We start from the raw sequence: 25,594 nt of genomic DNA, 5'->3' as shown, positions 1-25,594 counted from the left end.
CCTCTTACGAACCGGGCGTGAGAAGCCCGAGGGCTCGGAAGGGGTCGCGTCCCAAGCCGTGCTCCCGGAGGAACCGGCGAAGCGCTTCCCGCCCTTCCCCCGTCTCCCGTGGGGCCGTGGGAGCGGGCGGGCGACCGCCGCGGGAGAGCGTCCGGAAACGTTCGAGCGTGCCGGGCGAGAGGATCAGCCCTCCTTCGCCGTGGCTCCCGCAGACCACCCCTCCCGCGCGAGCGTCGAAGAGGACCGGGCCCGGCCCGGCCGGCTTCCCGCAACGGAGGCACCTCTCCAGCTCGGGACGGAAACCGGCGTCGGCGAGGGCGGCGAGAAGGAATCGCCAGAGCATGTCCTCCAACTCCTCCTTCGGGCCGTTCTCCGCGCGGGCGAACGCCTCCAGCGCAAGCGCGAAAAGTGCTTCCGCGGGCGTCTCTTCCCGCTTCAGCCCGGCGAGTCCGTCGATTATGGCATAGGCGTATGCGAGCCGCAAGAGCGACTCCCGGAGGGCGGAAAAGGCGGTCACCAGGTCGCACTGGGAGAGGGTCTGGAGGTCGCGGCTCTCCTTTCGATAGTACACGGCGAGAACATGATTGGTCGGTTCCAGCACGCCGCCGAAGCGGCTCCGGGCGCGGCGGGCCGCCTTGGCGACCACCCGGACCGGACCGCGGCGGCGCGTGAAGAGGGAAACGATCAGGCTCGAGTCGCCGAGCCGGGTGCGGCCGAGCACGATCGCTTCGTCCCGTTCGATCGGCATGACGGATCAAATCCTGCCGAGGAAGAAGGCGGCTATCGCGAAATAGATAAGAAGATTCAGCAGATCGTTGGAGGTGGTGACGAATGGGCCGGTGGCGAGGGCGGGGTCGAAACCGAGGCGGCGGAGCGTGATCGGGAAGAGGGTCCCCGTCGTGGAAGCCACCAGAATAGAGGAAAACATGGAGCACCCCACGATCAGGCCGAGCAGGCCGCTTCCGTGCCAGACCGTCGCCACGAGGGAGACGAGGCCCGCGATCACCAACCCGTTCACCGAAGCCACCAGGAACTCCCGCGCGACTCGGCGCCAGATCCGGTACACCTCCATCTCGCCGAGGGCGAGGGCGCGGACCACGATGGAGGAGCACTGGATCCCCACATTCCCCCCCATGGCGGTGATGACGGGGACGAAGAAGGCGAGCGCCAGAATCCGGTGGAGCTGCCCCTCGAAGCGGCTCATCAGAAAGGCGGAACCGATTCCGCCGGCGAGGCCGATCAGCAGCCAGGGGAGACGGAGGAAGGAGATCCGGAGAGGAGAGGTCTCGTGGATCTCCTCCTCGCCGGTACCGGACATGCGGGAGATGTCCTCCGCCGCCTCCTCGTGGATCACGTCCACCAAGTCGTCGAGGGTGATCCGGCCGATCAGCCGCTCCTCTTCGTCCACGACGGGGATCTCGATCAGGTCGTGACGGCGGGCCAGATTCGCCACTTCCTCCTGGTCCATGTCGGCGGGGACGCGGACGACGTCGTGTTCCACGTAGCGATCCACCGATGCGTTCGGTCGCGCGATGGCGACCCTCCAGATCGGAAGGATCCCCTTCAGCCTCCCCCTCTCGTCGATCACGTAGATGTTGTGGACCTGCTCCACCTCCTCCGCCCGCTCCCGGAGAGCCCGAACCACCTCCTCGGCGGTCCCGTGCTCCTTCACGGCGACGAACTCGCTCTCCATGATCCCGCCGGCGCTCTCCTCGGGATACTCGAGGAGTTTCTGCAGGCTCTCCTGGTCTTCCTCCTCCAGGAGCGCCAAGACGCGCTCGGCGTCTTCATCTTCCATCTGGCCCATGATGTCCGCCGCGTCGTCGGTGGGAAGATCGTCCACCAGCCGGGAGATCTCTTCGTCGGACAGGTCGGCGAGCAGGGTGGTGAGGGTCGGGTCGTCCACGCGGGAGAGCACTTCCGCGCCGGTCTCTTCGGGAAGGAGATGGAAGAGGCGCGCCTTGTGATCCTCGTCGGCGAAGTTGAGCAGTTCCGCCACGTCGCCGGGATGCTCTTCGCGAAGAATCGCGGCGATGCGGGCGAAGTCCTCCGCCTCCAGGAGTTCGTCGACCCTCTGAGCGAGAACGGGAAGGGGCCTATCCATCTTCCGCCTCCCTCCCGCCGTCGCCGGAGAAACGGCGCCATTCCAGGGGAGGGACGGAGCCGCCGGAGATGACGAACTTGACCGCCTCCTCCACCCGGATCGGGAGCGGGATCACGTCCTCGCGGCGGAGAAGAAGCAGAAATCCGGATGTGGGATTGGGCGTCGTGGGGAGGAAGACCGAGACCAGGTCCTCGCCGTCCGTGTCCTGGAGAGGCGCGTGCAGGGTGCCGGTCTGAAACGCCACGGCGTAGACGCCCGTGCGCGGGTATTCGACGAGAACGACGCGGCTGTACTCGGACCGCTTGTCGCCGAGCAGGGCGGTGCTGATCTGCTGCACCCCGCTGTAGATCTGCCGGACGATGGGGATCCTGTGCAGCAGGTAATCGCCGAGGGCGATCAGCCGGCGGCCGAGCAGGTTGGAGGCGAAGAGGCCGATGAGCAGGATCAGGATCAGCGTGGCGACGAAACCGGTGCCGGGGATCCGCCTTCCCACGTAGTGGCTGATCAGGTCGCCGAGGAAACCGTCGACGGCGATGAAGATCTTCCAGAGCAGCCAGGTGGTGATCGCCACCGGCAGGATGACCAGCAGCCCGGTGACGAAGTATGTGCGCAGCTTCCGGAACATGGCTCTCTCCGATACCGATCGGGAGTCCCGCGGGGGACACGAAGAGAAACGACCCGCAGGCGGCGCGGGTCGGGAGCGGGAAACGGCTCCGGTCCGAAATCAGCCGCCCGCCGCGCCCTCCGCGACACCCTCCTCCGGCGGGGGAGGCGGGAGTTTGCGAATCCGGACCCGAGCGATCCGTTGTCGGTTCACCTTCTCGACCTTGAACTGAAGACCTTTCTCCTCGAAAGTTTCCCCTTCCTCGGGCACTCGGTCCTCCAGGTCGTACAGATACCCGCCGAACGTTTCGTGGCGATCCGCCGGGAGGTTAATATGAAAGCGCTCGTTCAGATCGTCAATAGAGATCTTGGCGTTCACCACCACCGTGTCGTCGTCGAGAACGATGTAGAGCGCCTCGTCCCGGTCGTATTCGTCCTCGATCTCGCCGACGATTTCCTCCAGCACGTCCTCGAGGGTGACCAGCCCGGCGGTGCCGCCGTACTCGTCGACCACGACCGCCAGGTGTTTCTTCTCCTTTTGAAACTCATGGAGCAGATCGTCCACGCGCTTCGCTTCGGGCACGAAATAGGGCGGGCGCATCACCTGCTCCACAGGCGTGTCGAGCGCCTCCCGCACCGGGCTCCGGAGAAGGTCTTTGGCGTAGAGCAGCCCGACGATCCGGTCGATCCCCTCCTCGTACACCGGCAACCTGGAGTGGCCGTGGGTGGTGATCAAGTCGAGGGCGTCCCGCACGGGGCGGGTCCTCTCCACGGCGATCACATCCACCCGGGGGACCATCAATTCCCGCACCGTCGTTTCGCCGAGTTCGAAGATCGAGTGGATCATCTCCCGCTCCTCATCCTCGATCTCCCCCTCTTCCTCGCCCGCCTCCACCAGGGCGAGCATCTCCTCGGCCGTCGGATAGGGGATGGCCCAGCGCACTCCCATGCTTCTCGCGAACAGGTTCAGGGACCGAACCGTCACCCCCAGGAAGGGGCCGCCGATCCGGATCAGCGCGGAGACCATGGGCGCCGCGCCCAGGGCGATCGCCTCCGCGTTGCCGATGGCGTAGGCCCGGGGCACGGTCTCGGCGGCGAGAAGCAGAACCATCACCACGACGAGGTGGGCCGCGACGGACCAAAAAGCGTGGAAGTCCCGGACCTCGGCGAGCCGGAGGGCGCACCAGAGAACCAGGGAGGCCGACAACAGACGCGCCAGCACGGCGGTGACGCGCAACGCCAAGGTGAGCCGGCGGGGTCTTTTGAGAAGCACCAGGAGAGAGGAGGCGCGCTTCTCCGTCCGGTCGCGCAACGCCTCGCGGATCGGCTTGGAGAGGAAAAAGAAAGCGCTCTCCGCCGCCGCGAGCCAGGCGCTGATCAGGACCAGGACGGTTACGCCCCCGATCCCCCAGAAATAGGCGTTCACGCGAACCTCCGGACCGGTTCGAATCCGGTCTCAGTCCTCCATCCGCAGGTTGTCCACGGGCTCATCGACGGCGAGGGGCGAGCAGGAAACCCCCTCGACCAGAAGACGCCGGAGTTCCCCGGGCGAAGCATCCGGCGGGCCGACCATCTGGACCAGATAGTGTAGCTTGTTCGGCGGATAGAACCAGGTAATCGCCGCCAGAGGCCGTTCGCCCGGTTCGTACTCGGCCCAGAACGCGGTGTTTCCCTCCACCTCGACACGCTCCATCGCCGACAGGCCGGGGGCGAGACGCTCCAGCGTGCGCCGCAGCTTGTCCTGCGAGAAGCCGACGCGCGAGAAGGCGAAAATCCCCAGTTCCTCGCCGCGGGATCCGGCGAGTTTCGCCTCCATGCGGTAGGCGAGAAGCGGTCCTTCCACCTCCTCTTCCAGGCGTTCCTCCTCCACCACGCTCCGCACCACGGTCGCCACGCCGGTCTGCCACTGCACCGGCGAACGGAAACGGAATCCGGCGAGCCGGAAATCGATGGTGTCCCCGTTCTGGGCGATTTGGCCGACCAGAGGGAAGTTGTCGAATCGGGGGTAGGCCTCCAGCATGGATCGGAGAATCTCCTCGTGCTGATACGAATTTCTGTGGCGGGGCGCGCTGAACTCGATCAGCGGGAGGTCGTCCGTGTTGAGCGGGCCCTTCCCCACATACTCCCGGGCCTCTTTCTCGCCGAACATGTAATGACCGAGGAGACGGTAAACGGTTTTCACGTCGATCCGGTCCAGGTCCCGCCGCACCTCGACGCTTTCCATCCGTCGCCGGATCGACTCCGTGTCGATTTGTATCGGCTCGTCCGATCCGAGAAGGAAGACGTTGTTGTCGGCGTTCCACACCTGCACGTAGGGGAAGACCGAGAGGAAGGTGCGCAGGGTGATCCGGAAATCCCGGGGGCTCATGCTGTAATAGTGGAACCACTGGCAGGCGATCCCGCCCGGTTTGAGGTGTTCCCGGAGAAGCTGATAGCACTCGCGGGTGAAGAGATTCGACACGCCGCTGATCCACGGTTTGGAAGGCTCGGAAACGATCACGTCGTAGGCGCGCTCCGAGGCGAGCAGGTAGTTCCGGCCGTCGTCCAGGATCATGCGGACCCGCGGGTTCTTGGTCACGTCGCCGTGCCAGTCCCGGAAGTACGCCGCGGCGCGCACCACCGCCGGCGAGATCTCCACGCATTCGGCGTAGTCCACCGGATGGGTCACCACCGACCCGAGTGTGATGCCGCTCCCGAGCCCGATCACCAGGACCTCCTTCGGATCGGGATGGATCAGCATGGGGATCTGTGAGACCAGGATCTGGTTCGACATGTCCGACGTCGTGGAAGCCTCGGTCCGCCCGTTGATCTGGAGAAAGAGGTTCCCCGCCTCCTGGCTCACCGCCACGTTGGCGTAGGTCCCCTCCTCGAAATAGATGATGTCGTAAGAATAAATGTATTCCCGATAGCCTTTCCGGCCCACCTCGTGCAAGGAGTAGCGCGGGCTGTCGAAGAACCCCGTGTTCAGCATGTACCTGTCCCAGCGGCCGCCGAGCAGCACGAGCACCGCGAAGAGAACCGCCAGCCCGCCGGCGAGAAGGGTCCGGAGGACGAGCCGGGGACGACGGTGGAGCACGATCACGGCGATTGCCGTCGCCAGGTTCACCGCGGCGGCGACTGCGATGGTCTTTTGGGTGCCCAGGAGCGGGATGAAGACGAAGCCGGAGAAAAAGGAGCCGGCGATGGCGCCGAACGTGTTAAATGCATAAACTTTCCCCACGCCCTTTCCTATCTCGTTCACCCGACCGGTCAGCGCCTTCACCACCAGGGGGATGGTGGCGCCGATCAGGAGCGTGGGAACGAACATGACCAGGAAGCAGAGAAGGAACTGGACCATCTGGAAGGACCAGAACCTCTCCCCCATGCGGGCGTAAAGATGGAGAAAGACGGTGGGAAGCCGGTCGAAGAGGGGCGTGACGAGGAGGACGCCGACGGCGATCGCCGCCTGGATCGCGGCGAAGGCGGAGTAGGCGTTGCGGAAACGGTCCGCCAGCCGGGAGATGATCGTGCTCCCGAGGGCGATGCCGAGCAGGAAGGTGGTGAGCATCGCCGCGAACGCGTAGACCGAGCTGCCGAGAACCAGCGAGAGAAGCCGCGTCCAGGCCACCTCGTAGGAAAGGGAGGCGAAACCGGAGAGGGCGATGCCGATGAGGATCGCCCACCGGATCGCGGAAAGTCGGCGATCCGGCGTCTCGGCCTTCTCGGCCGGGGCGCTCTCCACGGGCGCCGCGCCCCCCTCCGAGCGATGCAGCGTCCAGGCGAGGAGCGCCACGATGAAGTTGAGCGCCACCGCGATGAGCGTGGTCTTCCACACGCCGATCGATCCGATGAGCAGATAACCGGCGGAGAAGGTCCCGATCACGGCGCCGAAGGTGTTGAGCCCGTAGAGGCGGCCGACGCCGGCGCCGATCCGGTCGAGGCGGCGGACCACGAAACGGGAGAGCACGGGGAGCGTCGCGCCCATGAAGAGAGTCGGGAGAACGAGGGTCAGAAAGCAGAGCGCGAAGCGGACCAGGCTCATGGAGTAGAAGTCGCCCCCCATGGAATGGGAGGTGAGCACCCAGATCCGGTTCACCAGCCCGAAGAGGACCGGAATGAAGAGGCAGTAGACGCCGGTGGCCGCCTCGAGAATCGCGTAGAGACGAAGCGGGTCGCGCCGTCGGTCGGCGATGCGGCCGAAAAGCCAGCTCCCGATCGCCATCCCCCCCATGAAGGAGGCGAGCACCGTGGAAACCGCGAAGGAGGTGGTGCCGAACACGAGCGAGAGCTGCCGGATCCAGAGCACCTCGTAGACGAGTCCCGCGATCCCCGACAGGAAGAAGCAGAGAAAGACCATCGTCGAAACCCGGTTGCTGTTCATGTGCTGTGTTCTCCTTCCGCCTCTCCGGACCCGGGGGCGGCGGCGGGCCGACACGATCCGGCCACCCGGTCCCGGTATCTCTCGAAAAGCCGCTCCTCAAGGGCGCGCATGCGCCCGCCATCCGGCTCCGTGTCGTGGGTGTGGCCGGCAAGGTGGAGCAGTCCATGGATCATCAAACGGAGGGTTTCCCGGGCGAGCGTCTCTTCCCGTTCCGCCGCCTGCCGCTCCGCCGTTTCCAGGGAGATATAGACGTCCCCGAGAACGCCGCCCGAGTACTCCTCATCGGCGAAACAAAAGGATAACACATCGGTGGGTTGATCGACGTTCCGATAGGAGCGGTTCAATTCGCGGATGCGGTCGTCGGAGACGAAAGCCAAGCCCGCCTCGCCCTCGGCGCCGTGGATCTCCGTGAGGATCTCCTCGGCCAGCCGCCGGAAAAGGGCGACGTCGACCCTATACTTTTCGTTCAGGAGATTTTCTGAGTAGATCTCCAACGGCGAAACGGGCCTCCTCGCGTCGCACCTCGTCGGGGTAGCGGATCCGGGAGTGCATGGCGCTGGTCAGGATCGGCACGAAGCTCTCCTGGATCGCGCGCAGCTCCCGGAAGGTGAGATCGCACTCGTCCAACTGGTTCTCGCGGAACTTGGCGTCCGTTACCTCCAGAATGCGTTCTCGGATACGGCCGGGCGTGGGCTCCACCAGGGCTCGGGTCGCCGCCTCCGCCACGTCGGCGAGCATGACGATGCCGTTCTCCTTGGCGCGGGGCTTCGGGCCCGGATAGCGGAACTCACCCTCGGGCACCTCCGACTCCGGATCCGCCGCCTTCGCCTTTTCGTAGAAGAAGGCCATCAGCGTGTCGCCGTGGTGTTCACGAATGACGTCGACGATCTCCCGGGGGAGCCCCTCTTTCCGCGCCAGTTCGACCCCCTCCCGCACATGGGAGATCAGGATGAGGGCGCTGATCTTCGGCGAGAGCCTGTCGTGCTTGTTCTCGCCTCCCCCCTGGTTCTCGACGAAATACTCCGGTTTGGTCGTCTTCCCGATGTCGTGATAGTAGGCGCCCACCCGGGCGAGCAGCGAGTTCGCGCCGACCCGCTCCGCCGCCGCCTCGCTCAGATTTCCCACCATGATCGAATGATGATACGTGCCCGGCGCCATCAGCGCCAGGTTTTTGAGGAGCGGACGATTCAGATCGGAAAGTTCCAGAAGTGTGACGTTCGTAGTCACGCGGAAGACCGCCTCGAAGACGGGAAGGGAGATCATCGCCAGGCCGACGCTGGTGAAGGCGCCCAACAGGCCGAAACCGATTTTCTGCAACGTTTCCAGCCCCGGCACGAGGTGCAGGAAGTCGGCGGCGCCGATGGAGATCACGTAGGCGGCGGCCAGGTAGAGAAGGGAGTTCCAGAAGCTCTTCCGCTCCCGGAGCCCCGCCACGCCGTAGACCGCCGCCGCCCCGCCCACGCCGAGGGTGAAGACCAGCGGAAGCGGCAGCCCCTCCACCAGGGAGACGAGGAGAAGGAAGGCGCCGGTGAGGGCGATACCGACCCGGTCGTCGAAGAGGAGCGTGGCGAGCATCGCCACCAGGGGAACGGGGATCAAATAGAGCGACAACCCGAATCCCCCCACGAGGGCGGTGAGCCCGATCCCGATCACGCCGATCACCGCGAGCAGCAGCATGTGCCGGTCCCGCGCGTAAACCCGGGGGCGATGCCTGTGGATGTAGAGCGCGAAAAGGACGATCACGGTCATCGCCGCCAGGAGCCGTCCCGCGTGGGGAAGAACGCGCTGCCAGGGGCGCTGCTTCATCCGCTCCTCGGTCCACTTCTTCTCCAGGGACCGAAGCACCCGCACGTGGTTCTTGGTCACCCTCTCGTGGGCGCCGATGATCTTCTGCCCCTTCAGGTAGAACTCGGTGTGCGGGGAGACCGCATCCCGGCGGGCTTGGCGGCGCACTTCCGTTTCGTGCACGTCGTAGAAGAAATTGGGCGCCGCGAAGTGCGTCGTCACCTCGAAGAATGTGTTCAGCTGAGAACGCTGGTCCCCGAAGACCGCCCGACCCCTCTCGGTGGCCAGGATCGAAAGCTCCTCGAGATCCAGGAAGTTGTCGATGCCGAGGACGTACTCCTCGTCGTCCCGGGCGACGGCGATCCGGTCGTATCCCTCGTCCAGGAAGAGTCCCTTGTCGTTCAGCACCCCCTTTTCCAGAACCTCCTGGTAAAAGGCGATCACCTCTTGGCGGAGACGCGTCTCGCTCGCCAGGTCGAGGAGGATGTTCTGCGCCGTCTCGCTCAAGGGGACGTCCAGGTCGGCGATCATCCGGCGCTGGTCTTCCACCTCCCCTTCGGTGTCGATGATCCTCTCCACATCGAGAAAGAACTCCCGGATCTCCTGCTCCATCCGGGTGGTGACCTCTTCGCGCACCTGCACCACCGGGGGCACCTTGGCCGCTTCCGCCTCACGTTCGCGCCGGAGCGTTTCCTCATCTTTCAGGACGGGGAAGTCGAAGGGAGCCAGGATGTCCGCTTTGGCGATCTGCCCTTCCGAGGGGACGAAGAAGTTGCCCGGGCCGAGGGGCATGTAGACGGCCAAGACCACGGCGAGCGTGCCGACGACGATCCCCACGCGAAAGACCGAGATTTTTTCCTTCCGGGGGGAACCGCCGCCGAGACCGAGCCGGTCCGGGGCGCGCCTGCGCCCCCGCCGGGCCCCCGCGGTTTGGCGTGTGCGGAACGTGAAGATTTTCAAGGGTTTACTCCCCTCGCTCCGGACGCTCCTCCGACACTTCGTTTCCCGCCGGAGCGGCGGGATCGTGGTTGTCGAAGGCCCTGATGATCCTCTGCACCAAATGGTGACGGACCACGTCCCTGTCGGTGAGATAGCAGAACTGAATCTCCGGGATGCCCCTCAGGATCGGTTGGATCCGGATCAACCCGGAATCCGCGGCATCGGGCAGGTCCACCTGGGTCACGTCGCCGGTGATCACCGCCCGAGAGTTGTTCCCCAGACGGGTCAGAAACATCTTCATCTGCCCGATCGTGGTGTTCTGCGCCTCATCGAGGATCACGAAGGCATCGTTCAGGGTGCGCCCCCGCATGTAGGCGAGCGGGGCGACCTCCAGGATCCCCATATCGAGTGAACGCTGGATCCTATCCGCACCCATCAGATCGTGCAGCGCATCATACAGCGGCCGCAGGTATGGATCAACTTTTTCCTGGAAATCCCCGGGGAGGAAACCGAGGCTCTCGCCCGCCTCAACGGCGGGGCGGACCAGAACGATCCGGTTCTTCTGGCGGCTCCGGATCGCCGACACCGCCGCCGCCACGGCCAGATAGGTCTTGCCGGTCCCGGCGGGGCCGACGGCGAAAACGATATCGAACCGGGCGAGCGCCTCGACGTACTCCTCCTGTCCGAGTGTCTTCGGCCTCACCGACCTTTTAAGCTTGAAATACTGTTTGTGCGGTTCGTAAATGCGGGCCACGCCGTTTTCCCGGTCCTCCCGGGCCAGCTGCACCGCGTAACGCACGTCCCCCTCCTGGAGCACCTTCCCCTGTTTCACCAGGGAGAGGAGTTCCAAGAGCAGCGTTTCGATCCGGGCGACCTCCTCCCCATCCCCCTCGATGTAGACGTCCCCGCCGCGCGCCACCAGGCGCACCTGGGGAAAGCTATCCTGAATGAGGCGGAGGTTCCGGTCGTTCTGCCCGAAAAGGTGGAGGGGATCCACTTCGACCATATGGATCCTCTTGACGATATTCGTACTCACAGAGTATGGATCGCTCCTTCCGCGTATAAAAGCCGATGAACCCTCCCCGGGACACATCGATTCCGGAGAGGGTTCTCACCGAACGGCGGCGTCCGCTCCAATTTAGGTCAAATCCGGAAAACCTGTCAATGGATCGACCCTCCCGGTCGATCGGCCGGGGAGGATTCCTCCTTAATTCGCCCGCGCGGCCCGGAAGAACCGGCGCCACAACTTATTACATTGCAACCAGATCAGGGGTTCATCGGAAAGAGGGCTTCCCGGAGGGCGGCCAGGTGGTCTCCGGTGAGAAAGAAATAATTCACGCTCCGGTCGCCGGCTCGGCGAGGGCGGAGGGCCCCATCGCTGAGAAGGTAGGAGACGTACCCCATCTCGCCCAGCAGGCGGAAGACCTCGTGTCCGGTCGATCCGGGTTCGTCCGGGTTTCGGGAGATTTCGACGAGAAGCGCGGGGCGGAATCGCTCCAGGGTGCGGCGGGCGCCTCGGAGGAGGGCGAGTTCGTGTCCCTCCACATCGATCTTGATGAAGCGGATCGGCGGCGCCCCCTCGGGGAGCGCGCCGTCCAGCGTCTCGAGGCTCACTCGGAAGGGTCGTCCCGGCCGGTCTTTCTTCTCGCCCGCGGCGACGAAGGTCTTGTAGAGATTCACGCCCCCCTTCGCGTAGAGAGGGGATTTCATCTCGGCCGGACCGGGACGGTCGGAGAGGCCGCAGGGGAAGAGGCGGACGTTCGGAAGGCGGAGGCGGCGGGTCACCGAGCGGAGCGCCCGGAAGGTGACCGACACCGGCTCAAAGGAGAAGACCACGCCGGTATCCCCGACGAGGCGGGAGAGGAAGACGGTGTAGACGCCGAAGTTGGCGCCGGCGTCGACCGCGCCGTCTCCCGAACGGAGGAGCGCCGGGATCGGCCCGAACTCCGGCTCTTCCGCGATCCCCTCCCGCCGGAGCCTTCGCGCGGTTCTCCACCCTTGGATCCGCCAGAGGGCGGCGTCCGGGAGGAGGCGGAGAGCGATCTGCTTCGGTCGCAAGCGGTGAAGCCTCCTTTCGATCCGACGAATCCCGCCCCGGATGGGGGCGCGGCTTCTTCGCCTTCCTTTATAATGGGCATTGGTCATTCGATCCACGGAAACATTCGCCTCCCCGCTTGACTTCGGCGCCTCCCCTCACTATTTCCCGGGAAAGGAGAGAGGACGGGCCGCGCGGTCGCCCGCCCCCCGGCCCCGAGCACTCGATCATTTCACGACGGGAGAACACCTTGCCGAACCGACTCGCCCGGGAATCGAGCCCCTATCTGCAGCAGCACGCCGGCAACCCGGTGGATTGGTGGCCCTGGTGCGAGGAGGCCTTCGAGAGGGCCCGCCGTGAGGATCGCCCGGTCTTCCTCAGCATAGGCTACAGCGCCTGCCACTGGTGTCACGTGATGGAGAGGGAGAGTTTCGCCGATCCCGAGACAGCTTCGGCGCTCGCCGGCGGTTTCATCAGCGTCAAGGTGGACCGGGAGGAGCGGCCGGACCTGGACGGTATATATATGGAAGCGGTCCAGGCGATGACCGGTTCCGGCGGCTGGCCCCTCTCCGTCTTCCTCACGCCGGAGGGGAAGCCTTTTTACGGCGGCACCTACTTCCCCCCCGAGGAGAGGCGCGGCCTCCCCTCCTTTCGAGCCGTCCTCCGGGAAGTAACGCGGGTCTGGGCGGAACGGCGGGAGGATCTGGAGGAGCGAGCATCGCTCCTGGCGGAAAAGCTGGGGAGGGCGCCTTCGCTCCGGATCGGCGGGGAACCGGACCTCTCCATTCCGGACCGCGCGGTGCGCGTCCTCGCCCGCTCCTTCGACGATCGCGGCGGCGGCTTCGGCGGCGCCCCCAAGTTTCCCCAGCCGGCGACGGTCGACTTCCTTCTCCGCGCCTACCGGCGTACCGAGGAGCCGGAAACGCTCCACATGGCGGAACGCACCTTGGAAGCGATGGCCCTCGGCGGTATTCGGGACCATCTGGGAGGCGGTTTCCACCGCTACACCGTCGACGCCGACTGGCGCATCCCCCACTTCGAGAAGATGCTCGTCGACAACGCCCTTCTCGCCCGCCTCTACATCGACGCCCACGGGCTGACGGGAAATCCCCTCTACCGGCGTGTCGCCGAGGAGACCCTCGATTTTCTCCTTCGCGAGATGAGCCATCCGGCGGGCGGGTTTTTCTCGTCGCTGGACGCGGACAGCGGGGGCGAGGAGGGACGCTTCTATCTGTGGAGCGCCGGCGAGATCGACCGTCTCCTCGGCGGCGACGACGGCGCCTTCTTCCGCGGCGCCTACGGCGTGGGCGAGGGGGGAGACGTGGAGGGCCGTAGCGTGCTCGCCGTCCCGCGATTCGGGGAAAGGGAGAAGCGCGATTGCACCGGGTGCGAAACCGACGGCGACCGGGAGAGGCGCCTCGCTCTCTGCCGCGCGCGTCTTTTCCAAGAGAGGGAAGGGCGAGAGCGGCCCGGACGGGACGAGAAGATCGTCGCCGGATGGAACGGCCTCGCCCTCGCCGCCTTCGCCGAGGCGGCCCGCGCCTTCGACCGCCCGAGCTACCGAGACGCGGCGATCCGAAACGCCCGCTTCACGCGACGTTTTCTGGCGACCGGCGGGCGACTGCGGCGGAGCTGGCGGGACGGGCGGACCGGCCCGCCCGCGTTGTTGGAGGATTACGCCTTCCACATCGAGGGGCTCCTGGCACTTTATGAGACGACATTCGATCCCGGGTGGTTTTTCGCCGCCCGAGAGACGGCGGAGGGATTGCTCGATCTCTTCGCGGACCCCGAGGGGGGCGGCTTCTTCGACACGCCCCGGGACGGGGAGCGTCTGATCGTCCGCCCCAAGAGCGTGCAGGACGGCGCCGCGCCTTCGCCGAACGGCGCGGCGGCTCGGGCGCTTCTCCGCCTCGCCGCCTACACCGGCGACGACCGTTACGCCGCGCCGGCGCGCCGCTCCCTCGCCTCCGTCGGCGATCTCGCTTCCTCCCACCCTCTCTCCTTCGCCCACTGGCTCGGCTCGTTCGAGTTCGCCCTCGCCCCGCCGAAGGAGGTGGCGATCGTCGGCGAGCCGGCGGGGGAGGACACGCGGGCGCTCCTCGCCGTCGCGCGACGTGGATACCGCCCGAACCAGGTGACGGCGCTCGGCCTCCCCTGCGAGAGAGACCATTGCGTCCCGCTGCTGGAAAACCGCGCGCCCATCAACGGCCGCGCGGCCGCGTATGTCTGCCACGATTTCGCCTGCCAACGCCCCGTCACCGATCCGGACGATCTGGCCCGTCTTCTGTAGCGACCGCGCTTTCTCCCGAATCGGAGGATCGAGGGGGGACAGAAAACGGGTCGATGGGGTATCCTTGTCGAATCGATTTCGAGACTCCGGCGGGCGTTTATCGGGAGAAGAGTATTGAGCGACCAGGGAAAACCGTTGATCGACCGGATCGTGGGCCACGGCACCCTCGCCCAGTTCATCCGTTTCTGCATGGTGGGCGGATCGGCCCTGCCGGTGGACACGGGCATTCTGGCGATCATGACGGAGTGGGTCCATCTCGATCCGCGGGTCGCGGCGATCCCCGCCTTTCTCGGCGCCGTCACCTGGACCTACACGCTGAACCGCTTCTGGACCTTCAAGGCGAAGAGCCGCACGCAGGCGCCCGCTTCCTACGCGAGCTTCGTGCTGATCTGCTCGGCGGGGCTCTTCATCCGCCTCCTCGTCATGCACCTCCTGATGACCTACGCGGGTTTCGGCGAGGGACGACTCTATTACATCGCCAGCCTCATCGGCATTCTCGTCGCGACGTTCTGGAATTTCTTCGGGAGTAAGCTGATCTCCTTCGGGAAGATCGGGAAGCACAAGAAGGAAGTACCCGCCGCGGACCGGAGCTGAGCGTTTCCACGGCCCGAGTGATCCGGACGCCTCCACGGGTATCGGGAAACCTACTCCTCGGCGCGTTCCAGCCGAAGCCCCAGATCCTTCAGAAGCTCGGGATCCACTTCCGACGGGCAGCCATCCATCAACGAGAGGCCGCTCGTGGTCTTCGGAAAGGCGATCACGTCGCGAATCGATTCGCCGCCGGTCATGAGGAGCACCAGCCGGTCCCAACCGAAAGCGATCCCGCCGTGGGGGGGCGCGCCGTATTTCAGTGCGTTGAGCAGGAATCCGAAACGCCGGTCCGCCTCCTCGCCGCGGATGCCCACCACCGCCATGATCCGCCGCTGTAACTCCGGGTCGTGGACTCGGATCGATCCGGAGGCGATCTCCACGCCGTTCAGCACCATGTCGTAGAGCTGGCCGTGCACCGCCGCCGGGTCGCTCTCCAGCTTCTCCTCATCCCCGGGAAGGGGCATGGTAAACATGTGATGCGCCGGTTCCCAGCGCTCTTCCTCGTCGCTGTATTCGAAAAGCGGAAAACGGTTGACCCATAAAAAGGTGTTTCGCGTTTCGTCGATCAGATCCAGCTCGCGCCCGAGCCGCAGGCGAACCGCGCCGAGCGCGGCGAGAGCGATCTTGCGCGGGCCGGCGACCATCGCGATCAGGTCTCCCTCGGCGGCGCCGGCCGCCGCGGCGAGCGCCTCGAAGGGGAAGAAGCGCCCCACGCCTCCGTCGAAGGCCCCCTCTTTCACCTTGGTCCAGGCGAGCCCGGCGGCGCCGTTCTTCTTCGCCGTCTCCTCGAGCGCGTCGATCCTCTTCCGCGAGAGCGACGCCCCGCCGGGAACGGCGATCGCCCGCACCGTGCCCCCCTCGTCGAGAACGCCACGGAAGGCGCGGAAATCCGACGCGCCCGCCGCCTCCGACACGTCCCGGATCTCGAGCCCGAAGCGGACGTCCGGCTTATCGCTGCCGTAGCGGTCCATCGCCTCGTCGTAGGCCATTACCGGGAAGGGGGTCTCCAACGCCTCTCCGCGGATCGTCTTCCACACCTCAACGATCAAACCCTCCATGATCCGGAAGACCTCCTCCTCCGTGGTGAAGGAGAGTTCCGCGTCGATCTGGGTGAACTCGGGCTGTCGGTCGGCGCGCAGGTCTTCGTCGCGGAGACACTTGACGATTTGGAAGTAGCGATCGAAACCGCAGACCATCAGGATCTGCTTGTAGATCTGGGGCGACTGCGGGAGCGAGTAGAAACGCCCCTTCGTGAGGCGGCTCGGCACCAGAAAATCCCGCGCCCCCTCCGGCGAGTTCCGCACGAGAAGGGGAGTCTCGATCTCGAGAAAACCGTGGCCGGTGAGGTAGCGCCGCGCCGCCTGCGCCGCCTCGTGGCGGAGCACGATCCGCCGCTGCATGCAGTCGCGGCGGAGATCGAGGAAACGGTACTGGAGGCGGTGCTCCTCGGTGGCGTCCACCTCGTCCTCGATCACGAAGGGGGGCGTCTCGGCGCGGTTCAGCACGAGCAGTTCCTCCGCCACCACCTCCACGGCTCCGGTGGCGAGCTTGTCGTTGCGCAGCCCTTCGGGGCGCTCCCGCACCACCCCGCGCACGGCGACCACGTCCTCCCGCCGGAGATCCCGGACGCGTTCGAGAAGGACCGGCCCGTCCGGCTCGAAAGTGGCCTGGGTCATCCCGTGCCGATCCCGGAGGTCGAAGAAGAAGATCCCTCCCTGGTCCCGCATCCGGTGGACCCATCCCATCAGCGTCACCGGTTCGCCGGCGTGCTTCGCCCGCAGTTCGCCGCAGGTGTGGGTTCGGGTCCTCTCCATGGTTCTACTCCTTCCGGGACCGGTCGTCCCCATCGCCGGCGGAGGCGAGAGACTCGATCTCCCGCTCCAGGTCCGCCGCCTTCACGCGTGTTTGGTCGCCCGTGTCGAGCCGTTTGATGGACACCGCGTCCGCCGCCGCCTCCTCCTCGCCGATGAGCAGGACGAATCGGGCGCCGAAACGGACGGCGTGTTTGAGCTGGGTTTTCAGGTTTCGGGCGCGATAGTTCCCCTCGACGCGCCAGCGCCGGCGAAGCCGGAGAAGAAGCGGAAAGACCCTTTCCTCGCCCGCTCCGTCGAGCGGCGCCACGAAGAGGCGGAGCGGCTCTTCACCGGTCCACTCCACGCCGAGCGACGACGCCACGTCGGCGATCCTCTCCATGCCTGCGGAGAAGCCCACTCCCGGCGTCGCCGGACCCCCGAGATCCTCCACCAAACGGTCGTAGCGGCCGCCGCCTCCGAGAGCGCTCTGGGCGCCCAACCGTTCGTGGTGAACCTCGTACACGGTCCGGGTGTAGTAGTCGAGGCCGCGGACCAGTCCGGCGTCGTGCGTATAGGGGATCCCCGCCGCGCCGAGCGCCGCGCCGACCCGATCCAGGTGGTCCCGGCAACCGCCGCAGAGGTGCTCCAGAATGGAGGGGGCGCCGGCGATCACCGGTCCGCCCGCGTCGGCCTTGCAGTCGAGCACGCGGAGGGGATTGCGGTCGATCCTCTCCCGGCAGGTCTCGCAGAGGTCCTTCTCGTTTTCCTTTAGATACGAACGAAGAAGCGCCGTGTAGGCGGGGCGGCACTCGCCGTCTCCCACCGAGCCGAGGCGAACCGTGAGACCCGAGAGTCCCAGATCCTCCAGCATGGCGATGAACACGGCGACCGTCTCGGCGTCGTGCAGGGGATCGTCGCTCCCGATCACCTCCACGCCGAACTGGTGGAACTCCCGGAAACGGCCCTTTTGGGGTCTCTCGTAGCGAAACATGGGGCCCATGTAGAAGAACTTGGCGATCGGCCTCTCCCGGGCCATGCCGTGCTCCAGATAGGCGCGAACGACGGAGGCCGTTCCCTCCGGGCGGAGGGTGAGGCTCCTCCCCTTCCGGTCCGCGAAAGTGTACATCTCCTTCTGGACGATGTCCGTGTCCATGCCGACGCCGCGGGAAAAGAGTTCCGTCGCCTCGAAAAGGGGCGTTCGGATCTCTTCATAGCCGAAGCGATCGGCCACGGCCCGAACCCGCTCCTCCATGACGCGCCAGCGGAGGAGCGCCCCGCCGTACCGGTCTTGGGTGCCGCGAATCGCCTGAATGCGCGCCATCTACGCCGCCCCCTTTCCGCGCCTCCGCGCAAGGGCGATCGCCGCGCCGACGGCGGCGCCCACGCCGTCGGCGAGCCAATCGTTCACGTCCTGGCTTCTGCCGAAGAAGCCCTGATACCACTCGTCGAAAGCGCCCCAAGCCGCGCCGACCAGGAGAAGGGCGATCCAGAGGCGCCGCCGCGGGACGCGGGGCCACACGGCGATCATCGCCTTCCCCCATAGCCAGGCGAAGACGCCGTACTCCACGACGTGGAGGATCTTGTCGTAGTGTAGCAGAGGGACCGCCTCGTGGGGGAGCCTCCGGATGGACGAAGCGGCGATCATCACCCCCGTCCAGACCAGAGCAGCCACGAGCCGCGCCCCCCGGCCGCGGCCTATGTTCATCCGTCACCCCCACGGGTTCGATCGCGCAGCGTACCTTCCAAGAATGGAGCGGTTTACGCTATCACCGCGGCGGAGAGCGGTCAAGCGGGGAGACCTCACGCCGCGGGGCCGCTCTCCTCCATCCGCCGTAGGAAGTCGAGCGCGTTTTGATGGGCGAGGGCGCGGGTCCCGCCATCGCCGAGAATCCCCTCCAGGGAGCGGAGGATCTCCGGATAACGGCCCGCGTGTTCCTGCCCCGGATGATAGAAGGGGATGCGGCTCCTGTCGGGATGGTTCTTTGTGTAGTAATAGTCGGCGCCGAAAGCGAGGGCGTTCTCCGCGCCGAGGGAGAGACCGTGCTCGACGTGGCGGAGAAGGGCCTTCGGATCGTCGGGTCCGAGAAAATAGCGGAGCAGGTTGATCCCGATCACGCCGCCGCGGCGGATGATCTCCCTCGCCGAATCGTCCGGCAGATTCCTCGGATGGTCCTGAACCGCCCGGAAATTGGAATGGCTCGCCAGCACCGGAATCGCCAGTCCCTTCGAATCGATCCGATCCAGGATGTCGCGGGCGAGGGCGTCGCTCGTGTGGGAAAAATCGACGGCGACTCCCTTTCCGCTCAAGTAGTCAAGAAAGACCTCGCCGTCCCCCTTGAGTCCCGCTTCCGACGTGTTCCCGCCGCCGAACCGGTTCTCCAGGTGATGGGTGAGTGAGATATAAAGGATGCGACCCGCCTCGGCGCGGAAACGCTTGAAACGCCGGAATGCCTCCTCCAGGGGCTCCTCCTCGCCGCAGAGCGAGGAGGCGTTCTCGATGGACGCCGTGAGCCCCGTCTTCTTCGAGCCGAGAAGCGCCTCCACGGCGGCGGCGTCCTCCGGCGATTCGACCGAATCCGCCCTCTCCCGCAGGATGCGGCGATACCGGCGGAGCTCCCCTTCCGCGAAGTCGACGCTCCCCGGCCCCGTGTGGGAGAAGATCGCCAACACCTGTAGATTCACGCCCCCCTCGGCCAACCGGGGAAGGGCACAGCCGATCTCCGAGGCGTCGTCCGGCGAAGCCCCTTCGATCGCCTCCAGGTAGTCGAGCAGATCGCAGTGCAGATCGATGACGGGAACAGGCCCGCGTGTTTCGTTCATTTCGTTCACTCCCGTACTGTTTCGCGTCGCTCCGTCAGACCCGCGCCGCCTCTTTCCGCAGACGATTCCACGCCGCGTCCACGTCCCCGCCGGTCGTCCGGATGTGGCCGATCGCCATGCGAAGGGCGTAACGCCCCTTGAGGACGGCGTGGGAGATGTACGCTTCGCCGCTCCGGTTCACCCGGTCGAGAATCGCCGCGTTCCTCTCCGCGAGACGCGCCTCGTCCTCCCCGCCGGAGGGCCGGTGCCGGAAACAGACCGTCGAGAAAGGCGCGGGCGCCAGGCGCTCCCACTCCGGGTCCGCGTCGATTCGATCGGCGAAAGCGCGCGCCAGTTCGATGTGGCGGCGGAGACGGTCCTCGATCCCCCGCCTTCCGAAAGCCCGCAGCACGAACCAGAGCTTGAGCGACCGGAAGCGACGGCCGAGCTGGAACCCGTAGTCCATCGGCTCGTCCGCCTCGCCCGGCGTCCGCAGGTACTCCGGCACGAGGGAGAACGTGTGGCGGAGCGCCTCGGCGTCTCGGAAGAAGAAGGCGCTCGCGTCGATCGGCGTGAAGAGCCACTTGTGGGGGTTCACCACGACCGTGTCCGCCCTCTCCCATCCGCGGAAGAGATCGCGCTTCTCCGGCAGGAACGCCGCCGATCCGGCGTAGGCCGCGTCCACGTGCATCCAGAGTTTTTCTTCGCGCGCCGTGTCGGCGATTTCCGGAAGAGGGTCCACCGCGTTCACCGCGGTGGTCCCGGCGGTGGCGACCACCGCGAAGGGGATCCGTCCCGACTCCCGATCCTCCCGAATCGCCCCGCGGAGCGCTTCCACGTCCATACGATAGTTTTGATCCGAAGGGATCCGGCGCACGCCGCGCAGCCCCACGCCGATCAGAATCGCCGCCTTCTCCACCGATGAGTGCGCTTCCTCGCTCGCATAGAGACGGAGGCGGCCCGCCTCGGGACCGATCCCATCGCTCCGGGAGCGAAAACCGGTCGCCCTCTCGCGCGCCGCCGTGAGCGCCAGCAACGTGGAGGTGGAGGCGGCGTCCGCGAGGATCCCCTCGAATTCGCCCGGAAGACCGATCCCGTTCCTCAGCCAACGGAGGGTCCCCTTCTCCAACTCCGCCGAGGCGGGGCAGGTGATCCACTTCATCCCGTTCGTGTTGAGCGCCGCCGCGTACAGCTCGCCGAGGACGCCGGGCGCGCTCCCGCTGATCGCGAAATAGGCGAAGAAACGGGGATGGTTCCAGTGGGTGACGCCGGGGAGGACGAGATCGCGGAAGTCCGCCTCGATCCTCTCCAACGCCTCTCCCTCTTCGGGCATCTCCTCCGGGAGCGCTTCTAAAAGCTCCCCCTCCCTGCGAACCGGCATCACCGGTAGGCTCCGATTCTCCTCCAGATAGGCGGCCGCCCAACGGACCGCCCTCTCCCCGGCGCGCAGGAATTCTTCCCGCGGCAGATCGCCGGGCTCCGGGCTCGTGTTTGTTTTATCTTTTTTCACAAGTGGAATCCTCCGGCGCGGCCGGGCCGCGCCCGGGCGCGGGTCGCCCCCCGTCGCTCGCTCATGGTATAGTCACGAAATCATGACCATGACAAGAACCATCTTACCTCTCCTTCTGCTTCTTCTCTCGGGTCTTCGCGCCGACGGCGGCGAAACGGCGTCCGGCGCGGGCGCGCCGGAGGACTTTCTCCTGCGGGAGAGCGCCGGCGCTTATCGCCTCGTCGAAACGACCGTCGAGGGCCGGCTCTTCCGGCGCGTCGAGGGATTCGATCCGGGTCGGACCACCGAGCCGGGGCGTCCCGCGCTTCCGGTCCGTGTCCGCTGGATCGGCGTGCCGGAGGGATACACGATTCGGGCGACGGTGGAATCCCTCGGCACCGTCGAAATCCCCGGCTCGCCCGCCGCGCCGGCTCCGCGGGACACCATCGTCAGCGCGGAGGCAATCCCCCTTTCCCTCCCGGAAGTGGACGACGCTTTCTACAGGACCGGCGGATGGTATCCGGAGGCGATCGTCGAGACGGGAGCGCCCGAGCGTTTCCGGCATCAACTCATGGTCCCCGTTCGGATCCATCCCATCCAGGCGGACCCGGCGGGGGGAACGATCCGCGTTCACGAGAAGATGGTGGTGCGGATCCGTTTCATCCCCGACACGGAGAGGCGCGCGGACAAGCGCGGCGAACGAGAAGAGGCGCCGGCCGAACCGGCTTGGGAAGGGCTCTATCGCTCCACCGTCGCCAACTACGACCAGGCCCTCTCTTATCGGACGCGCCCGGCGCGGCGTCCCGGCGGCGCGGGGAAGAGCCCGGCGGCGGGCGAGGACGAATACAAGCTGTACGTGCGCGAGGGAGGGCTCTACAGGATCGAGTTCGACGAACTCGCCGCGGTCGGATTCCCCGAGGGATCGACGACGGAGGAAGTGCGCATCGTCCGGCGAGGCTGGTCGGACAAGGCGTTCGAGGATGGGGAGGATCCCTTCACCGAGAAGGCGCTCCCTCTCCTGATCCGCGACAGGGACGGCGACGGCCTCTTCGGCGACGGCGACGCGCTTCTCGCCTGGCTCCCCGGCTTCCGCGAAGACCGGATGGAGCGCGACTTCCAGGACCGCTTCGCCGACGAGGCGGTCTACTTCCTCCTCCCCTCGGGAGGGGGCGCCTCCTTCACGACGCGCCCCGGCCTCCGCGGCTACGCCGGTCTCGACCCCCTCCCCTCCTTCCCCGATACGATCCGATGGGAGGAGGACATCCTTTATGAGATGAACGTCCTCTCCGACACGACCGACCTCTACTTCCCCTGGAACAGGACCAGCTCCAACCGGGACATCGTCGTCGACCTCCCCGCGCCGGACACCGCCGCCGAATGGGGATGGCGCGCCATGACCATCAGCAACAGCGCCACCGACGGCCGCCACTACCACCGCTATCAGGTCCTCGACTCCGCCGCGGCGGACACTCTCCTGGACGTGCTCATCTACTGGGAAAAGCCGAACTTGTATCGAGGGGAACAGAACCTGCCGGGCCGCCTCCTCGGGGACGGGGAGAACCGTTTTCTCTACCGCGGTTACCGAGGGTATTCGGAAACCACGGATGTGAGCGGCGCGTACGGTTTTCTCGATTGGCTGGAGATACGCGCCTCCTTCCTCTACCGCGCCCGCGACGACTACCTCCTCTTCTCGTCCGGCGAGGGGAAGGAGAGGGTGCAGATGGAGCCGGGGGGATTCACCGACACATCGATCGTGGTGCTCGACGTGACCGATCCCTCCGCGCCGGCGCGGATCGCCGTCGATTCGCTCCGCGCGGAAGGGGAGGGATGGACGGTGACGCTGCAGGACTCGGTCGAGAGCCCCCGGCGCTATGTCGCCTGCACCGTGGAGGGGGCGCGCCGTCTCGGCGAGGGGAAGATCGTCCGCGACCCGGCGGGGGGGCTGACGACCCGGGAGGCGTCGATGCCGATCATCTCCCACGATCGATTCGTCGAAGCGATGGAACCGCTCGCCGAGCACAGGACCGGCCGCGGGCTCACCGCCGAGGTGATCCGCCTGCAGGACGTCTACGATGAATTCAACGGCGGCGTGAAGGACCCCGAGGCGATCCGCCGCTATCTCCTCTACGCCCACTCCCGTTGGTCCACACCCCCCACCCACGCCCTTCTGGTCGGCGACGGATACGAGGATTACAAGGACGCCGCCCAGAATTACGTGAACGATCCCGACTACGCAGAGGAGTTCGACTATTTCCCTTCCTACCCGCTTTACAGCCGTTACATCAGGATGGCGAGCGAGCGGTGGAGCGCCAGCGACCTCTGGTACGTCCTTCTCGACGGACCGACCGACGCGCTCCCGGACATCCTGATCGGGCGTTTTCCGGTGAAGACGGAGGAACAGGCGGCGGCGCTCGTGGAAAAAACCATCCTCTACGAGACGGAAAGGTTGGACGAACCGTGGAGGCGGCGCTACGGGATCGTCGCGGACGACGCTTGGACCTTCGAAACCGTCAACTGGGTGGGGATCTATGCAAACGCCTCGCAGATACAGTTCGAAATCGAGTCACTCCGCCTCGCCGGGCAAATCGCCGACAGCTCGGCCGTGCGCGCCGACACCGCCCTCTTCCTCCTCCGTCCCTACACGTCGGTCTACCAGGAACTGTGCCCCCATCCGGACTATCCGAACGATCCGGACGTGGCGGAGATCGACTGCGTCATCGCCCGCGCCCGCGGGGACACGGCGGGGGTGGGCGGCGGAGGCGAATCCCTTCTCGACGCCTACTTCGACCTGGTCAACGAACGAGGCGTTTTCGCCGTGAACTATCAAGGGCACGCGAGCCGGTCCGCCCTCTCCCACGAACTCTTCCTCGGCGAGGGACGGGACTACAGGAACAAGGATCATTTCGACCTGACGGAGCGCTCCGCGCCGGACGCGCCCCCCTACATCTTCATGGGCTTCGCATGCGACGCCTCCGAGTTCGAGGTGTTCCGTTCCTTGGGAGATGAAGCGATCACCGAGACGATGGTCCTCCTCCCGAACACCGGCGCGATTCTCAGCTTCGGCTCCACCCTCACCGAACACCTCACCCCCAACCTCGTGTTGAACGGGTGCGTGATCGACCGTCTCTATCCGCGACCGGCCAAGGAATCCCGCGCCGCCGGATCGCGGACCGCCGGCGAGATCTTCGCGGGCGCCCTCGCCGATTTCGCCGGACTCTACTCCTACGATCGGGGCGACATTCTCCCCTGGGTGATCTTCGGCGACCCGGCCCTCTCCATCGGCCCCTTCCCTCCGGAGCTGACCGTCACCGTCGACGGCGACACGATCGCGGACGGCGGCCTGGCGCTCGGCGGCTCCGGAGGCGCGCCTCTCCTCCTCCGCGCACGCTTCACCGGCGACGTATGGGTGGCGACCGACGAGGTTCTCCTCTTCGAAAACGACGCGGCCCTCCCCGAGTCCTCCTACACCGTCGAGGCGGGAGTGGATTCGGCGAGCAACCGCTGGACCTGGACCCTCGCCTACGACCGCAAACCGGACCCGGCGATCGAGGAGATCCGCGTTCGCTTCACCGACCGCTGGGGGAACCGGCTCAGCCACACGCTCCGCACATCCCTGACGCCGGAAATCGCGTTCGACGGCGCGCCCTGGAACGGCGAGGACGCGCTATCCACCTCGGTCCGCCTCACACTGCGGATCGCCGAGGAGATCGACCTTGAAAGGGGGGACCTCTCCGCCGCGGCGGGGGAGGCGACCTTCGCGCCGGACACCCTCTACCGCGACGGGAACGCCTGGGTCGCCGAATTCGACCTCGTTCTCCCCGAGGGGAACCAGGTGTTGACCCTCTCCGTCCTCGGTTGGGAGAAGAGCTACCCGATCGAGGTGGTGAAGAGCGCTTACTCCATCACCGCCTCCGTGGACGGCCGCGAGGCGGCGTCCGGCCACACCCTCCTCGGCCACCTGGACGGAACGGCGCCGGAGATCGTTTTGCAAATCGCCCTCCCGCGCGACCTGCCGGAGCCGTCGGTGCGGATCACCGACGCCGGCGAGGAAGTCGACCCGTCCGCCTACGTCGTGGAGAGGGACAGCGCCGGCGGCGACCCGTGCCTGCGCGTCCTCTGGAGCCCGGCGATCCGAAACGAGAGCTACGAAATCCGCGTCGAGGCGGACGGCGAGGGCGCTCCCCTCTCGGCGTTCCTCCTCCGCGCGGGACTTTCCCTCTCCCTCACCTTGGACGGCGCGGCGGTGATGGAGGGAGACTTCATCGCCGACGATCCGCGCGCCGAGGGATTCGTCGAATACGCCGACTCGCTCCCCGCCGGAGAAGTCCGTTTCGAGCTGAACGGCCTTCCGCTCCTCCCCGATTCTCTCCGCCGGGGCGGCGACGGGCGCTGGGCGGCGGCCATCGCTCTCGAACCGGGCGGCGGATCGCACACGCTCCTCTTCCACGCCGGCGCCTACTCGGTCCGGACGGGCTTCCGCGTCGACGGCCGCCTCCGCGTGACCGACGCCCTCTGCCATCCCAATCCGGCGCCGGACAGGCGCGGCTTCTATTACCAGCTCTCTCAACCCGCGGACCGCGTCCGGATCGAGATCTTCACGGTCTCCGGGAAGCGGATTCGCACGTTGGAGAACCTCTCCCGCGAGCGGGGATACAACGAAAACCCGGACGTTTGGGACGGAAGGGACGCCGACGGCGATCGCCTGGCGCGGGGAGTTTACCCCTTCCGGATCAACGCCTTCCGAGGGGGCGAGAAGGCCGAGGCGATCGGCACGATCGTGGTGGGCCGCCGCGCCGACGGCTGAGG

Annotated in this window: 17 protein-coding genes; 3 read left to right on the top strand and 14 right to left on the bottom strand. The window is 66.5% G+C overall.

Annotated elements, in window-relative coordinates; all coding sequences use genetic code 11:
* Window positions 1–4: 4 nt before the first annotated feature.
* From recO to JW958_03345, 9 genes are all read right to left on the bottom strand, one after another.
* Window positions 5–748 carry a DNA repair protein RecO gene (gene recO / locus JW958_03385; protein MBN1825284.1) on the bottom strand — a complete coding sequence of 248 codons (744 nt, stop codon included), beginning with the start codon at window positions 746–748 and terminating at the stop codon, window positions 5–7.
* Between the two features lie 6 nt (window positions 749–754).
* The gene (gene mgtE, locus JW958_03380; GenBank protein MBN1825283.1) at window positions 755–2,104 is read right to left on the bottom strand and encodes a magnesium transporter; all 1,350 of its coding nucleotides are present in this window, start codon (window positions 2,102–2,104) and stop codon (window positions 755–757) included.
* The gene (locus JW958_03375) at window positions 2,097–2,729 is read right to left on the bottom strand and encodes a DUF502 domain-containing protein (GenBank protein ID MBN1825282.1); all 633 of its coding nucleotides are present in this window, start codon (window positions 2,727–2,729) and stop codon (window positions 2,097–2,099) included. The genes mgtE and JW958_03375 overlap by 8 nt, the downstream gene beginning before the upstream one ends.
* A gap of 99 nt (window positions 2,730–2,828) precedes the next feature.
* The gene (locus tag JW958_03370) at window positions 2,829–4,133 is read right to left on the bottom strand and encodes an HlyC/CorC family transporter (protein MBN1825281.1); all 1,305 of its coding nucleotides are present in this window, start codon (window positions 4,131–4,133) and stop codon (window positions 2,829–2,831) included.
* A 30-nt stretch (window positions 4,134–4,163) separates the two neighbouring features.
* A complete protein-coding gene (locus tag JW958_03365; GenBank protein ID MBN1825280.1) occupies window positions 4,164–7,067 on the bottom strand; it encodes a fused MFS/spermidine synthase in 2,904 nt (967 codons plus the stop codon).
* Window positions 7,064–7,561, bottom strand: coding sequence for an rRNA maturation RNase YbeY (gene ybeY, locus JW958_03360; GenBank protein MBN1825279.1), 498 nt, complete (start codon window positions 7,559–7,561; stop codon window positions 7,064–7,066). The genes JW958_03365 and ybeY overlap by 4 nt, the downstream gene beginning before the upstream one ends.
* On the bottom strand, window positions 7,521–9,812 hold the full coding sequence (locus JW958_03355; GenBank protein ID MBN1825278.1) for an HDIG domain-containing protein: 2,292 nt from the start codon (window positions 9,810–9,812) through the stop codon (window positions 7,521–7,523). Before JW958_03355 ends, ybeY begins: the two co-directional genes overlap by 41 nt.
* Window positions 9,813–9,816: 4 nt before the next feature.
* Window positions 9,817–10,797 (bottom strand): PhoH family protein, encoded by a 981-nt coding sequence (locus JW958_03350; GenBank protein ID MBN1825277.1) that lies wholly within the window; start codon window positions 10,795–10,797, stop codon window positions 9,817–9,819.
* A 260-nt stretch (window positions 10,798–11,057) separates the two neighbouring features.
* Window positions 11,058–11,849, bottom strand: coding sequence for an FkbM family methyltransferase (locus JW958_03345; protein ID MBN1825276.1), 792 nt, complete (start codon window positions 11,847–11,849; stop codon window positions 11,058–11,060).
* A 206-nt stretch (window positions 11,850–12,055) separates the two neighbouring features.
* Between JW958_03345 and JW958_03340 the strand changes: the two genes are divergently transcribed.
* Both JW958_03340 and JW958_03335 read left to right on the top strand, forming a co-directional pair.
* Window positions 12,056–14,116, top strand: coding sequence for a thioredoxin domain-containing protein (locus tag JW958_03340; protein MBN1825275.1), 2,061 nt, complete (start codon window positions 12,056–12,058; stop codon window positions 14,114–14,116).
* Window positions 14,117–14,230: 114 nt separating this feature from the next.
* The gene (locus JW958_03335) at window positions 14,231–14,710 is read left to right on the top strand and encodes a GtrA family protein (GenBank protein ID MBN1825274.1); all 480 of its coding nucleotides are present in this window, start codon (window positions 14,231–14,233) and stop codon (window positions 14,708–14,710) included.
* 50 nt (window positions 14,711–14,760) lie between these two features.
* Here the strand turns inward: JW958_03335 and aspS are convergent, their stop codons facing one another.
* From aspS to JW958_03310, 5 genes are all read right to left on the bottom strand, one after another.
* Window positions 14,761–16,521: an aspartate--tRNA ligase gene (aspS, locus tag JW958_03330; GenBank protein ID MBN1825273.1), complete on the bottom strand. Its 1,761-nt coding sequence runs from the start codon at window positions 16,519–16,521 to the stop codon at window positions 14,761–14,763.
* A gap of 4 nt (window positions 16,522–16,525) precedes the next feature.
* Window positions 16,526–17,821, bottom strand: coding sequence for a histidine--tRNA ligase (locus JW958_03325; GenBank protein MBN1825272.1), 1,296 nt, complete (start codon window positions 17,819–17,821; stop codon window positions 16,526–16,528).
* A complete protein-coding gene (locus JW958_03320; protein ID MBN1825271.1) occupies window positions 17,822–18,205 on the bottom strand; it encodes a VanZ family protein in 384 nt (127 codons plus the stop codon).
* A 95-nt stretch (window positions 18,206–18,300) separates the two neighbouring features.
* Window positions 18,301–19,320 (bottom strand): membrane dipeptidase, encoded by a 1,020-nt coding sequence (locus JW958_03315; GenBank protein ID MBN1825270.1) that lies wholly within the window; start codon window positions 19,318–19,320, stop codon window positions 18,301–18,303.
* Between the two features lie 34 nt (window positions 19,321–19,354).
* Window positions 19,355–20,818 carry an amino acid decarboxylase gene (locus JW958_03310; protein MBN1825269.1) on the bottom strand — a complete coding sequence of 488 codons (1,464 nt, stop codon included), beginning with the start codon at window positions 20,816–20,818 and terminating at the stop codon, window positions 19,355–19,357.
* A 79-nt stretch (window positions 20,819–20,897) separates the two neighbouring features.
* On the opposite strand from JW958_03310, the gene JW958_03305 reads away from it, so the two are divergent.
* Entirely contained in the window at window positions 20,898–25,592 is a 4,695-nt protein-coding gene (locus JW958_03305; GenBank protein MBN1825268.1) for a hypothetical protein, read from the top strand.
* Window positions 25,593–25,594: the final 2 nt, after the last annotated feature.

Source organism: Candidatus Eisenbacteria bacterium (genome assembly GCA_016930695.1).
Classification (GTDB): Bacteria; Orphanbacterota; Orphanbacteria; order Orphanbacterales; family Orphanbacteraceae; genus JAFGGD01.
Note: the sequence above shows the minus strand (reverse complement) of the source record. Positions and strands in the feature narration are given on the sequence as shown.

Bases quoted from the DNA above. Each gene is read 5' to 3' on its own strand.
- recO (MBN1825284.1), bottom strand. From the start codon at position 748: ATGCCGATCGAACGGGACGAAGCGATCGTGCTCGGCCGCACCCGGCTC.
- mgtE (MBN1825283.1), bottom strand. From the start codon at position 2,104: ATGGATAGGCCCCTTCCCGTTCTCGCTCAGAGGGTCGACGAACTCCTG.
- JW958_03375 (MBN1825282.1), bottom strand. From the start codon at position 2,729: ATGTTCCGGAAGCTGCGCACATACTTCGTCACCGGGCTGCTGGTCATC.
- JW958_03365 (MBN1825280.1), bottom strand. From the start codon at position 7,067: ATGAACAGCAACCGGGTTTCGACGATGGTCTTTCTCTGCTTCTTCCTG.
- JW958_03350 (MBN1825277.1), bottom strand. From the start codon at position 10,797: ATGGTCGAAGTGGATCCCCTCCACCTTTTCGGGCAGAACGACCGGAAC.
- aspS (MBN1825273.1), bottom strand. From the start codon at position 16,521: ATGGAGAGGACCCGAACCCACACCTGCGGCGAACTGCGGGCGAAGCAC.
- JW958_03325 (MBN1825272.1), bottom strand. From the start codon at position 17,821: ATGGCGCGCATTCAGGCGATTCGCGGCACCCAAGACCGGTACGGCGGG.
- JW958_03320 (MBN1825271.1), bottom strand. From the start codon at position 18,205: ATGAACATAGGCCGCGGCCGGGGGGCGCGGCTCGTGGCTGCTCTGGTC.
- JW958_03315 (MBN1825270.1), bottom strand. From the start codon at position 19,320: ATGAACGAAACACGCGGGCCTGTTCCCGTCATCGATCTGCACTGCGAT.
- JW958_03305 (MBN1825268.1), top strand. From the start codon at position 20,898: ATGACAAGAACCATCTTACCTCTCCTTCTGCTTCTTCTCTCGGGTCTT.